The sequence below is a fragment of the Bradyrhizobium sp. C-145 genome, assembly GCF_023375135.1.
GTDB lineage: Bacteria > Pseudomonadota > Alphaproteobacteria > Rhizobiales > Xanthobacteraceae > Bradyrhizobium > Bradyrhizobium zhanjiangense.
Genome location: NZ_CP088150.1, coordinates 1075479 through 1088625, shown reverse-complemented (window position 1 = coordinate 1088625; position 13147 = coordinate 1075479). Strand labels below are relative to the sequence as shown.

At 63.9% G+C, this 13147-nt stretch carries 11 protein-coding genes; 4 read left to right on the top strand and 7 right to left on the bottom strand.

All coding sequences use genetic code 11. The features are described 5' to 3' along the window. Positions 1-138 precede the first annotated feature (138 nt). The 3 genes from LRP30_RS05090 to LRP30_RS05080 all read left to right on the top strand — a co-directional run bounded on the left by LRP30_RS05090 (position 139) and on the right by LRP30_RS05080 (position 3566). Positions 139-435, top strand: coding sequence for a co-chaperone GroES (locus tag LRP30_RS05090; protein WP_091886950.1), 297 nt, complete (start codon positions 139-141; stop codon positions 433-435). Positions 436-578: 143 nt separating this feature from the next. After that, entirely contained in the window at positions 579-2210 is a 1632-nt protein-coding gene (gene groL / locus LRP30_RS05085; RefSeq protein ID WP_128931374.1) for a chaperonin GroEL, read from the top strand. 144 nt (positions 2211-2354) lie between these two features. Then, positions 2355-3566: a hypothetical protein gene (locus tag LRP30_RS05080; RefSeq protein WP_249759547.1), complete on the top strand. Its 1212-nt coding sequence runs from the start codon at positions 2355-2357 to the stop codon at positions 3564-3566. 134 nt (positions 3567-3700) lie between these two features. Here LRP30_RS05080 and LRP30_RS05075 read toward each other — a convergent pair whose 3' ends face one another. Both LRP30_RS05075 and LRP30_RS05070 read right to left on the bottom strand, forming a co-directional pair. Then, positions 3701-4099, bottom strand: a complete 399-nt coding sequence (locus LRP30_RS05075; protein WP_249759546.1) for an META domain-containing protein — start codon at positions 4097-4099, stop codon at positions 3701-3703. Between the two features lie 143 nt (positions 4100-4242). Further along, on the bottom strand, positions 4243-5907 hold the full coding sequence (locus tag LRP30_RS05070) for an L-lactate permease (protein ID WP_128931371.1): 1665 nt from the start codon (positions 5905-5907) through the stop codon (positions 4243-4245). Positions 5908-6220: 313 nt separating this feature from the next. Here LRP30_RS05070 and LRP30_RS05065 point away from each other — a divergent pair, with 313 nt between their 5' ends. After that, a complete protein-coding gene (locus tag LRP30_RS05065; protein WP_249759545.1) occupies positions 6221-7975 on the top strand; it encodes an ABC transporter ATP-binding protein/permease in 1755 nt (584 codons plus the stop codon). A 235-nt stretch (positions 7976-8210) separates the two neighbouring features. On the opposite strand, the gene LRP30_RS05060 is transcribed toward LRP30_RS05065, so the two are convergent. From LRP30_RS05060 to LRP30_RS05040, 5 genes are all read right to left on the bottom strand, one after another. After that, positions 8211-9224: a TorF family putative porin gene (locus LRP30_RS05060; protein WP_128931369.1), complete on the bottom strand. Its 1014-nt coding sequence runs from the start codon at positions 9222-9224 to the stop codon at positions 8211-8213. Positions 9225-9609: 385 nt separating this feature from the next. Then, entirely contained in the window at positions 9610-9972 is a 363-nt protein-coding gene (locus tag LRP30_RS05055) for a histone (protein ID WP_249759544.1), read from the bottom strand. 85 nt (positions 9973-10057) lie between these two features. Beyond that, positions 10058-11380 (bottom strand): glycolate oxidase subunit GlcF, encoded by a 1323-nt coding sequence (gene glcF, locus LRP30_RS05050; RefSeq protein WP_249759543.1) that lies wholly within the window; start codon positions 11378-11380, stop codon positions 10058-10060. Next, positions 11377-12615 carry an FAD-binding protein gene (locus LRP30_RS05045; protein ID WP_249759542.1) on the bottom strand — a complete coding sequence of 413 codons (1239 nt, stop codon included), beginning with the start codon at positions 12613-12615 and terminating at the stop codon, positions 11377-11379. The genes glcF and LRP30_RS05045 overlap by 4 nt, the downstream gene beginning before the upstream one ends. A gap of 245 nt (positions 12616-12860) precedes the next feature. Further along, positions 12861-13139, bottom strand: coding sequence for a hypothetical protein (locus tag LRP30_RS05040; RefSeq protein ID WP_164940093.1), 279 nt, complete (start codon positions 13137-13139; stop codon positions 12861-12863). Positions 13140-13147: the final 8 nt, after the last annotated feature.

Here is a 13147-nt window from a genome sequence, read left to right as displayed (position 1 = left end):
ATATTTCCGGGCGCACTATTAGCACTCGGAAAGCCCGATTGCTAAGCGTGCCGTTCGATCCTCGGGAAGAGGGTGGACCGAAGCGCCGCCCCAACCCACTTCCACTACTTCCGAAGCGAGCCTCCAAAGGGAAACGTCATGGCTAAATCCAAATTTCGTCCGCTGCATGACCGTGTCGTGGTCAAACGTATCGACGCCGAGGAAAAGTCCAAGGGCGGCATCATCATTCCCGACACTGCCAAGGAAAAGCCCTCCCAGGGCGAAATCGTCGCCGTCGGCCCGGGCGGCCGCGACGAGACCGGCAAGCTGATCCCGATCGACCTCAAGGTCGGCGACCGCGTGCTGTTCGGCAAATGGTCGGGCACCGAGGTCAAGATCGAGAACGAAGAGCTCCTGATCATGAAGGAGTCGGACATCATGGGCGTGCTGGCCTAAGGCCATCCGTCTGAACGGCCGCTGAATGTCATGCCCGGATCGCGCGATCCGGGCATCCATCATTCCGCCGGGTTCGACTTGCGGACCCGGGATTGGTGCAACACAAGCGGCAGATACATCACGAAACACGAGGGATTGCAGAAATGGCTGCCAAAGACGTCAAGTTTTCCGGAGACGCGCGCGATCGCATGCTGCGCGGCGTCGACGTTCTCGCCAACGCCGTCAAGGTGACGCTCGGCCCGAAGGGCCGCAACGTCGTCATCGAGAAGAGCTTTGGCGCACCCCGCATCACCAAGGACGGCGTCACCGTCGCCAAGGAGATCGAGCTCGAGGACAAGTTCGAGAACATGGGCGCCCAGATGGTGCGTGAGGTCGCCTCCAAGACCAACGACCTCGCCGGCGACGGCACCACCACCGCGACCGTGCTGGCCCAGGCCATCGTGCGCGAAGGCGCCAAGGCGGTTGCCGCCGGCATGAACCCGATGGACCTCAAGCGCGGCATCGATTCCGCGGTTGCGGCCGTGGTCAAGGATATCGAGAAGCGCGCCAAGCCGGTCGCCGCCTCCTCCGAAGTCGCCCAGGTCGGCACCATCTCGGCCAACGGCGATGCCGCCATCGGCAAGATGATCGCCCAGGCGATGCAGAAGGTCGGCAACGAGGGCGTCATCACCGTCGAGGAGAACAAGTCGCTCGACACCGAGGTCGACATCGTCGAGGGCATGAAGTTCGATCGCGGCTATCTCAGCCCCTACTTCGTCACCAATGCCGAGAAGATGACCGCCGAGCTCGAGGACGCCTACATCCTCCTGCACGAGAAGAAGCTCTCGGGCCTGCAGGCCATGCTGCCGGTGCTCGAAGCCGTGGTGCAGTCGGGCAAGCCGCTCGTCATCGTCGCCGAGGACGTCGAGGGTGAGGCGCTCGCCACCCTGGTGGTCAACCGCCTGCGGGGCGGCCTCAAGGTCGCCGCCGTCAAGGCGCCTGGCTTCGGTGACCGCCGCAAGGCCATGCTCGAGGACATCGCGATTCTCACTGGTGGCCAGCTCATCTCCGAAGAGCTCGGCATCAAGCTCGAGAACGTCACGGTGAAGATGCTCGGTCGCGCCAAGAAGGTGGTGATCGACAAGGAGAACACCACGATCGTCAATGGTGCCGGCAAGAAGCCCGACATCGAGGCCCGCGTCGGCCAGATCAAGGCGCAGATCGAGGAGACGACCTCGGACTACGACCGTGAGAAGCTCCAGGAGCGCCTCGCCAAGCTCGCCGGCGGCGTCGCGGTGATCCGCGTCGGCGGTGCGACCGAGATCGAGGTCAAGGAGAAGAAGGACCGCGTCGAGGACGCGCTCAACGCCACCCGCGCCGCGGTGCAGGAAGGCATCGTGCCCGGCGGCGGCGTCGCGCTGCTGCGCGCCAAGAAGGCGGTCGGCCGCCTGTCCAACGACAATGCCGACGTCCAGGCCGGCATCAACATCGTGCTGAAGGCGCTGGAAGCCCCGATCCGCCAGATCTCCGAGAACGCCGGCGTGGAAGGCTCGATCGTCGTCGGCAAGATCCTGGAGAACAAGTCCGAGACCTTCGGCTTCGACGCCCAGAACGAGGACTATGTCGACATGGTCGAGAAGGGCATCATCGATCCCGCCAAGGTGGTGCGCACCGCGCTCCAGGACGCCTCCTCCGTCGCCGGCCTCTTGGTGACCACCGAAGCCATGGTCGCCGAAATGCCGAAGAAGGAAGCCCCGCCCGCCATGCCGGCCGGCGGCGGCATGGGCGGCTTCTAAGGCCCATCCTCACCTTCCAGTGTTACGAAGGCCGCCTCCGGGCGGCCTTCTTTTTTGCCGACCCTGCCCCTCCGCTTTCCGATTCAACCGGCGGCCAAAACCCACTACGGTGGCCCCGATTCTGATTGCTCGAGGATTTCGTCGATGCGCGCGCTTCCGGTTTGTTCGACAGCCCTTTTGGTGGCCTTACTCGCCGCCTCGCCCGAGGTCGCTTCCGCCCAGATGAAGCTGTCGCCGAAGGCCACGACGCCCGGCGGCGTCGAGACGCGCTATTTCACCTCGATCGACGGGCTGATGGACGGCAATGCCGACGTGATCCTGAAGGAGACGCGCCAGGGCAAGACGGTTACGGCGGCCGTGCTCGACGTCTGCTATCCCGTCGCGAAGAATTCCGACCGGAAGGACCGCTTCGTCGTCAATCTCCAGGTCGCAGGCCAGAACCTGACGGGCACGACGCAGAGCTTCGGCGCGAAGGCGCCGGTCAGCGTCAAGCTGCTGCGCAAGCAGGCCGGGGACATGTTCGAGTTCCGCGGCCAGATCACGATCGGCCAGACCGTGACCGAGGTCACCTCGCCCGACAATTCCGATCTCAGCGAGAAGGAATTTCTCGACAACCAGACCTCCGATGACGGCATCACGCCGCAGCCGAAGGATTTCACCGACGTCTCGCCGGAGGCGATCGCGGTCAAGGTCAAGCTCGATGCCGCGACCGACTTCCTGAAGAGCCTGAAGGGCCAGGAGGTTGAGGTGACGCTGGCCAGCCTCAATGTCGGCTGCGACGCGCTGCGCGCCGGTGAGCAGACCATCAACATGTCGGTCGATCCGGAGCGCGCGGGAGCGCTGCTGGCAAAGTTCAAGGCGATGCCCGGCGTCACCGCCGCGGGCTGGACCGCAGGCATGACCGAGATGGACCGCACCATCCGCTTCCCCGCCGCCGACTGGCGCGATGGCGACAAGATCAACCGCGACAAGCTCGCGACCGCGGTTGCGGGCGTGCTGAGCAGGACGCTCGCGGCAAAGCCGGTGTCGCAAAGCTTCAACCCGGCGACCGGCAAGCTCAAGCTGGTGTTCAAGCGGCCGAACCAGGATCATCCGGCGCTCGAGCTCACCGACACGATCGAGGTCGCAGGGCTCGTCTCGCCCGACAAGCCCGGCACCACGGACAAGCTGATGCTGTGGATCGGCAGCCCCGCGACCACGACAGCTGATGAAAGCAGCGGCGCCAAGCTTAACCTCTCGGACGACGCTTCGGCCGACGAGGAAGGCGATCTGCCCGACGACAACGGCTCGGTCGAGGCGCTCGCCAAGGAACTGAAGGGCCAGCGCTGGGACGCCGACAAGTCGGTGTGGAAGTAGGCGCCGCTATCGTGCCCCGGACGCAGCGCTGTAGCGCTGCAGAGCCGGGGCCCAGAGGCCACGAGTTCGATAACCGGTAGAATCTGGGTCCCGGCTCTGCGGCGCCTCGCCTTGTCCGGGACACGAGAGCAGATCTAATTCCCGTTCACGCGAAAGCGCAGCGGCTTGGGGCCGATCAGCGTCAGCACGTCGCCCTGGCGTTTCCAAGTCTCGACGCTGCCGAGCGCTCCGACCAGCTCATCGTCGGCCTGGGCCTTGGCCTGCGGACAGGAACGATCCTGGATCTGCCCGGGAACGAAGATCACGGTGTTGCCGGCGACCGAGAACTGCCCCTTGCCGCCCTTGCACCAGAGCTCCAGCACGACCTCGCCATTGTCGCCGATCTCGATGTTCGGTATCCGCTTCGAGCCGGGCTGTGGCAGCGCTTCCAGCGTCATTTCGGTGCCGAAGGGGAACCCGTCCTCAGCACGCGCGAGCGTGGACATCGCGAGCATGGCAACTGCCACACACACCAACCGCTTGAGCAAAACCATAAGACCTCTCGACCGACCTGACTTGCCACACCTTCTATAAGACAGCAGCGTTCTTGAGAAGGTTCGCCCATGGCGGATGTCGATGCAAAAATCCCCGCGAGGCGAGCCTCGCGGGGATTGGCATCGCAGCCTGGCGTCGACCGCTACTTCAGCACCAGCGCCGTAAACGGCCAGACATAGGCCTGCAACGTCACGAGCACGCCGACGAGGCAGGCCAGCACGATCGAGTGCCGGAACACGAAGCGCAGGATGGTGCCCTCGTGGCCGTACCAATTGGTGGCGGTGGAGGCGACGACGATCGATTGCGCGTCGATCATCTTGCCCATCACGCCGCCGGAGGAGTTCGCCGCAGCCATCAGGACCGGCGACAGGCCGAGCTGCTCGGAGGTGATCTTCTGCAGGTTTCCGAACAGCACGTTTGAGGCGGTGTCCGATCCCGTCAGCGCGACACCCAGCCAGCCAAGCAGCGTGCCGAAGAAGGGATAGAGCACGCCGGTGGCCGCGAAGGCGAGGCCCAGCGTCGCGTCGACGCCGGACAAGCGCGTCAAGGTGCCGATCGCGAGCATCGCGGAGATCGTGATCAGCGAGATCGCGCACAGCCGGATGGTGCGGCCGTACTCGGTCACGAGTTTGACGGGACCGACGCCCATCAGGAAGCCGGAGATGATCGCCGCGATCAGCATGCCCGTGCCAGTGAAGGACAGGTAGGTGAAGCTGAACACCGCGCCTTCCGGCGTCGGTTTCGCCGCCACCGGCGGCATCTTGTTGATCATCTTGTCGAGCTCGGGAACCGCGTAGTTGAAGGTGAAGATCGAGTTCGCCCAGGTCTTGAACCAGCCGCTGCCCCACAGCAGCATCACGACGCAGACGATGATCCACGGCAAGAGCGCGCTCCAGAGCTCCGCTTGCGTGAGCGGAGTTTTGTCGAGCGGCTTCGCCGGCGCCATGGTCGCATGCGACTCGTCGTGTCCACGCAGCTCCGGCGACAGCCAGAGCTGCCTCGGCTGCCACACCTTCAGGAACAGGATGAGGGCGCCCATCGAGATCAGCGATGCCCCGATGTCGACGATCCAGGGATTGATGTGATTCGAGATCACATATTGCGGTATTGCAAACGACACGCCCGTGACGAGGATCGCCGGCCAGACGTCCTTCATGCCCCTCCAGCCCGCGAACGCCCACACCACCCAGAACGGCACGATCAGCGAGAAGAACGGCAATTGCCGGCCGACCATCGCACCCAAGATATACGGGTCGAGCCCGGTGACCGAGGCAAGGCCCTGGATCGGCGTGCCCAGCGCGCCATAGGCGACCGGCGCGGTGTTGGCGATCAGCGACAGGCCGGAGGCTGCGAGCGGCGAGAAGCCGAGCCCGATCAACACCGCGCCGGTGATCGCGACCGGCGTGCCGAAGCCCGAGGCACCCTCGAAGAAGGCACCGAACGAGAACGCCACCAGCAACAGTTGCAAACGCCGGTCCTCGGTGACGCCGCCGATCGCGCGCTTCAGCAGTTCGAATTTTCCGCACCCTACCGTCACCTGATAGAGGAAGATGACGTTGAGGACGATCCAGCCGATGGGGAAGAACCCGGTGACGATGCCCAGCACCGAGGCGCGGATCGACATGTTCGCGGGCATGGTGAAGACGAAGATCGTGATCAGGTTGGTCACGATCACTGCGATGACGGCTGCGATATGGGCCTGGACGCGGCCACTCGCGATCAGGACCAGCAGCGTGACGACGGGCACTGCCGCCGCGATCGTCGACAGCACCGGGCTGTGCAGCGGGTCATAGATTTGATTCCACATGGTCTTCCTCCCCACGCATGTTTGTGGCAGGCGACCCGCGTGGAGAGCCGGTCCTGCTTGACGCTGAAAGCGATAACCCCCGAGTCGGACGCGAATTCCTCGCGAATGCGGCGGTTCCCGTCCGCTCACAAGCTCGCGAAATCCCGAAGCACCCCGCCCCGCGCCGTCGAGCCCCATGCTAGGGTTGCAAGCTGCGACAAGCCAACGCAAATTGCAGACCTTGCGACTTTAGTCTAAGCGCGCCCATTTTCGCCATTACCTCAGCCATATGGCTCTGGGCCGTTATGCACATCCCCTGAGGAGACCCAGCTCTGTGAAGAACATCCGCGCCACGCTCGCGATCGTCTGGCGAATCGCCGCCCCCTATTTCCGATCGGAGGACAAATGGGCTGGCCGCGGCCTGCTCGCCGCCGTCATTGCCATGGAGCTGGCGCTGGTGGCGATCAATGTTCTGGTCAGTCAGTGGCAGAACCGATTCTTCAGTGCGATCCAGGGATATGAACTGGACCGGTTCGTCAGAGAGATTTGGATCTTTCTTGGCCTTGCCTTCAGCTTCGTCGCATTGGCGGTCTACAAGCTCTACCTGAACCAGTGGCTCCAGATTCGTTGGCGGCGCTGGCTGACGCAACATTATCTCGGCGAATGGCTCAACGGCTCGACGCATTACCGCATGCAGCTCAAGGGCGACGCCGCCGACAATCCGGATCAGCGTATCACCGAGGACGTCAAGAATTTCGTCGAGCAGACCCTGACCATCGGCCTCGGCCTGCTGTCGTCGATCGTGACGCTGGCCTCGTTCGTCGTCATTCTCTGGGGCCTGTCGGACAAGGCGCCGCTGCACATTTACGGTACCGATATCGTCATCCCTGGTTTTCTGGTCTGGTGTGCGCTGGTCTACGCAATCCTGGGTACGGCGCTGACGCACTGGATCGGTGCCCCGCTCATCAACCTCAATTTCGAGCAGCAGCGCTTCGAGGCCGACTTCCGCTTCAACCTGATCCGCGTGCGCGAAAATTCCGAGCAGATCGCCCTTTTGAAAGGTGAGAGCGCGGAGCGAGGGAATCTGCTGCAGCGCTTTGGTTTCGTCATAGGCAACTGGTACGCGATTATGAGCAGGACCAAGCGCCTGACCGCTTTCACGGCAAGCTACAGTCAGGCTGCAGTGATCTTCCCCTATGTGGTGGTGGCTCCGGCTTACTTCGCCAAGAGAATCCAGCTCGGCGACTTGATGCAGACCGGCTCGGCGTTCGGCAGCGTGCAGGATGCGCTGTCGTTCTTCGTCACGGCGTATCGCTCGCTCGCGGAATGGCGCTCGGTGATTGCTCGTCTCGATGGCTTCGAGATGTCGGTCAGCTCAGCAGCCACCGTCGCGGCGCACGAGCCGGCCATCAGCGTTGCGCCAGGCAGCGCCAAGGCAATCACGCTCAAGCAATTGCTGGTGAACCTGCCAAACGGCGAGCCACTGGTCAGCGCCGATGCCTTCATCGTCCGGCCGGCAGAGCGGGTGCTGGTGACCGGACCGTCCGGTTCCGGCAAGTCGACGTTGTTCCGGGCCATTGCCGGCATCTGGCCTTTCGGCGACGGAACGATCGCCATTCCTGAGAAGGCGAAGCTGATGATGGTGCCGCAGCGGCCGTATTTCCCGATCGGTCCGCTCGGGGATGCCGTGATCTACCCCTCCGATCATGGCACAATCGCGCCCGAAAAGATCGCGGAAGCGCTGACAGCAGTAGGCATGCCGCGTCTGGCAAAGCGGCTTGCCGAGGACGGTCACTGGAACCGGATGCTGTCGCTCGGCGAGCAGCAGCGCCTCGGGCTCGCCCGCGCGCTGTTGCATGCGCCGGACTATCTGTTCCTGGACGAGGCCACGGCGTCGCTGGACGAGCCGTCCGAGGCCCGGCTGTACCGGCTGTTGGCGGAGAAGCTGCCGCAGGCGACCATTGTCTCGATCGGCCACCGCTCGACGCTCGACGCCTTCCACACCCGCAAGATGACAATGGTGAAGGACGGCGAGATCCACGTCCTCGGCGGCGAACCGGCTGTAGCGGAGCCGAGCGCGGCGCGTTGAGGACGAGCGGACGCCGCGTAGGCCCTGCGTTGCGGTCCATCCTTCGAGACGCCCGCCTGTGGCGGGCCCTCAGGATGAGGTCCGCTGTCGCGGCGACAACCCAGATTCTCATGGTGAGGAGCCCCCACAAGCGGGCGTCCCGAACCATGAAGCCAGCTGTTGGTGCTCCCGCAACCCAAAGCAAAAGGGCGGCAGATTGCTCCGCCGCCCTCATCAAGTCGTTTCGGGAAGATACTTACTTCAGGTTGGTCATCGCCGTCAGATCGAAGGAGAGCTTGGCGATGCCGGCGGCGCCGCACCAATTGGAGCCGACGCCAGTCGGATTGATGTTGCTGAAGCTGCCGTTGAAGCCTGCCGTGTAGTCGCTGGTGAACGCGTTGCAGTTCGCTTTCGAAAGGTCGGTGTCGGAGTAACGCAGGTCGAGCGTGAACACCTTGTAGGTGAAGCCGATGCCGATATTCCAGGTGTTGTAGTCGGCGTACTTGATGCCGTTCGGGAACGGACCGGCGAAGCCCGGCGCGGCGAAGCCAGTGCCGTAGAACGAGTCGGAGGTGCCCAGGAATTGGCGGCCGAACTCACCCGAGACGTACATGCCGACGCCGCTGGAGCCGAAAATGGTGCTCGGCGCGGTGTATTTGGCGGTGATCGACACATAGTCGCCCCACGCGCCGGAGTTCAGGAAGCTCGGCGTGTAGTACTCGTTCAGGCCGACGGTCCAGCTGTCGTTGATGGTGTAAGCCACCTTGCCGTAGACTTCGAAGAAGCTGACATCCTTCTTCATCACGTTGCCATTGAGCAGGGCGTTCGCGGCGCACTGCGCGCTGAGCGGGTTGCCGGCGGTGTCAGTCGGCGCGCCGTAAAAGCAGGTGCCACCCGGATACAGATAACCCCAGACACCGATGTCGAAGGCGAACGCACCGAAGGTCGGGCGGATACCGCCGTAGACGTCGATCTCGGCCGCGGCGCGGTTCGGGAAGGAGATGCTCTCACCGGCCAAGCCGACATAGAGCTGGAGGTCCTTGGTGACGTTGTAGCGCGGCTCAAAATAGGCGGCGACAGACGGCTTGTGGTTCGACTGGGTGATACCGCGGAAGATGTAGTCGCTCATGATGGCGCCGCCGAAGGCGATATCCCAGGGATCGAAGGCCGGCGGCGGCGGGGCTTTCAATGCCTTGACCGGCATGTCTGCCGCGAAAGCCGAACCCGCCACCATTGCCAGCGCCGTTGCCAACAAAGCCACTTTTTTCATTTCGATCCCCATCGCCAGTTCTTAGACCCAGTCAGATCCCGTTAGCCCCCCGGGGCGCTCGATCTGATTGCAAATTTCCTAACTGCGGCAATGTGAATTGAGGGGTGCGAACGGTGAAGCAAAAAGCGCGGGCATCTGCCGACTTTTTAGGCGTTTTGACCATTCCACGAAAGGTTGTCAGCCTGTGTGTCTTCTCGAACACATCAATTGCGTCGCAAACTGCAAAGGATGGTCCGTGCAAGTACGGGGAAGCCAGGAAGCGTGGCCCCCAGGTTACGAATCAGACAGGCGCGAGAAAGGGCGGCCCCTGTAGGTGCTTGTGGCGATGCAAAAAGGCCGCAGCGTCACCGCAGCGGCCTTTCTGTTGTCGATCGCGTCGCTGGACCTACCCCTGTCCCTCGGCCGGCGCCGATTCCGCAGAAGACGAAGGCATCGCCCAGCTTGTCTCGGCGGCAGGCTCGGGAGCCGGAGCTTCCACCGGTGCTGATGGCTTCGGAGCAGGAGCTGCCTTCGCTTTCTTCGGTGCCGCTTTCCTCGCGGCCTTCTTGGGTGCGGCCTTCTTGGCCGACTTCGTCGCAGCCTTCTTGGCGGCTTTCTTCGGGGCTGCCTTCTTGGCAGATTTCGCAGCTTTCTTTGCAGACTTTTTCGCGGACTTCTTGGCTGCCTTCTTCGCGGTCTTCTTCTTCGCCGCTACTACCTTCTTAGCCTTTTTGGCCTTCTTGCTTTTTTTCTTCTTCGCTTTCGCCATCGTGGTCCTCCTGTTGCCGCCGAACAATGGTCGATCGGGCGTCTTTCTGCCGTCACCTGCGGACGAAAGCTCAGCTTTTGAAAGCTCAAACTTGCGCGTTCAATGCCGGCCGCGACCCGCCCGTAGCCCAATCGAGAAGCTCAATCGTGTGTACGACCGGAATTGATGTGCCACTGGCAATCTGCACCATGCAGCCGATATTGCCCGCAGCAATCATGTCCGGCTTGACGCTCGCGATGTTGGCGACCTTGCGATCGCGCAACCGGTCCGCAAGCTCGGGCTGGAGAATGTTGTAGGTGCCCGCCGAACCGCAACACAAATGGCTCTCCGGCACATCTTTCACCACGAATCCATTCTTGGAAAGCAATTCTTTCGGAAGGCCCGTGATTTTCTGCCCATGCTGCAACGAGCACGCGGAGTGATAGGCGACCACGATGTTGTCCTGTGGCGCGGTGGCCGAAAGTCCGAGGCCGGCGACGTATTCGGTGATGTCCTTGGCAAGCGCGGACACCTTCGCCGCATCGGCTGCGAACGCCACATCCTCGCGCAGCAGATAGCCGTAGTCCTTGATCACGGTGCCGCAGCCGGACGCCGTCACCAGGATGGCGTCGAGCCCCTCGCCGGCCGCCTCCCGGCACCACGCAGCGATATTGGCGCGCGCCCGCGCCAATGCGTCGTGGTCGTTGCCGAGGTGATGGGTCAGCGCGCCACAGCACTGCTCGTCCCGGACCAGGACAACCTCGATGCCGTGGCGGGTGAGAAGGCTGATGGCGGCCTGGTTGATGCGCGGCGCCAGCACCTGCTGGGCGCAGCCCTGCAGCAGAGCGACCCGGCCGCGTCTCTTGCCGAGCGCGGCGAACACGCTGCCGGCGGCGGGCCCCGGCAATGGCAGTCGGTTCGGCGCCAGCGCCAGCATCGCCTTGATGCGCTGGATCAGTCCGGGCGTGGCCGAGGGCCTGGGCGTCGGCAGGAAGACGGCAAGCGGGCGGGCCAGCCGCGCCAGCCACATGCTCGCGCGGAAACGCTGCGGGTCCGGCAGCACGAAGGCCAGCACCTGACGCAACAACCGCTCAGTCAGCGGCCGCTGATAGCGCTGCTCGATCCGGACCCGGGCCTGGTCGACGAGGTGCATGTAGTTCACCCCTGACGGGCAGGTCGTCATGCAGGCGAGGCACGAAAGGCAGCGGTCGATATGCTTGACCACCTCGGCGGTCGGCGCCAGGTCCTTCTCCAGCATCTCCTTGATCAAGTAGATGCGGCCGCGCGGGCTATCGAGCTCGTCGCCGAGCAGTACATAGGTCGGACAGGTTGCGGTGCAGAAGCCGCAATGGACGCAGGCGCGAAGGATCTTGTCGGCTTCGGCGATGTCGGGGTCGGCGAGCTGCGCCAGTGAGAATTCGGTCTTCATGCCGCAGCGCCCCGCCTCAGGCGTCCCCGGTTGAGAATAGTCTTCGGATCGAAACTGGCGCGCACCCGCTCGCTCAGTGCCGCGATGCCAGGCGCTTGCGGATGGAATACATCGACATCACGCCTGACGTCCTCGGCCGCCCGGATCAGTGTAGCATGTCCTCCGAACGCGTTGGTGAGCTGGCGCACGGCCGGGGCATGCGCGTCCGGCTTCGGCGGCACCGCCGCCCAGATCAGTCCGCCGCCCCAATCGTAGATCAGGTCGCCGCCGGTCTCGCGTGCCAATTGGGTGCCGAGCGCCGCGCCCGACGCCGGCGGACAGACGATCCGCCAGACCGGCCAGGCGCCCACCGCGCCGCTTGCCGCGAACGGCAGGACGTCGCGGATCGTGGCCCACAGCGCGGCCGATGCGCCGTCTTCGATCAGGGTCGCGGTTCCGAACGGCGCCAGCAATTCCCGCAAGGAGCCGGCGCGGTGCGCGGCGGAGGCCGTGATGCCCTCGAGCCGCAGCACGGTCAGTGCCTCGTCCTGGCCCGCGATGTCGCCGAGCCCGTTGGCCTTGGCGCGAAAGGCCGATTTCGGCAGATGCGCGGCTCCGGAAACGTCGAAGGGCGAGCCGAGCGCCGCCGTCATCGCCTTGTTGGCGCGGGCATCGTCGAGCCCGCCGAGCAGCAGCGTCCGCTCGGCCTCGGGCTTGGGCATCACCTTGAGCGTGACCTCGGTCATCACCGCCAGCGTACCCCAGGACCCCGCGAGAAGCTTGCACAGGTCGTAGCCGGTGACGTTCTTCACCACCTTGCCGCCGGTCTTGAAGCTGTCACCGAAGCCGGAGACGGCGTGCGCCCCGAGCAGGTGATCGCGCGCCCCGCCCGCCCTGATCCGCCGGGGACCGGCGAGCCCGGCGGCGATCATGCCGCCGATGGTTCCGAGCGCCGGCGTGCCGAGCAGCGGCGCCGTGTTCATCGGCTCGAAGGCGAATTGCTGGTTTTTGGCATCGATCAGCGACAGCACGTCGGCCAGCGGCGCGCCGGCCTGGAGCGTGACGATCAACTCGTTGGGCTCGTAGGAGGTGACCGCATTGAGCGCGGAGACGTCGAGCACGGCATTGGTCGCCATCGCATGGCCGATACCGCGCTTGGAGCCATGACCGATGATCTCGAGCGGCTGCTCGTTGGCGATCGCCGCGCGCACCACCTCTTCGACGTCTTTGCCGTCTCTGACCTTGAGCGTATCCACGAGAGGAGGCCGTAACGAAATTCGCGCCGGAAATCAAATCTGTCAGACACTGCGCTTCGCCCAGGCCGGCAATCTCTGGTGCAACGCGAAAGAGCGGTGGCCGGGCGCTCGCTTTGCTGGGCATGCCTTCCGCTGCTTGTCGTCAACTGGCGCATCTTACCGAAGCAGCCCAGCCGGACGAAGCGAGCAAGAACGGTAAGGCGACGCAATCTCTCGGCGCTCGCAACCAGACTTCGCGCTCTGCATCAATCGTCGGGATCACCGGTACTGCTTCGGCGGATCGGCGCGACGCGCACATCGGGCATTTGGTGGACCCTCGATAATAGATTGATGAACAGGCGTTCATGGAACGGCGCAGTTTCCAACCCGTTGATCACGGTGCTTCCTTCAGAAGGAGGAATGAAGATGAAGAGAATAATTGTTGCACTTTCTGCCATCGCCCTCATCGGCACTGCGCCGGCCGTCTTTGCCCAAGGCGTATCAAGCAAGACGCCGGGCCAAGAGATGCAGACCAAGGGCTCCAAGGCAGGCC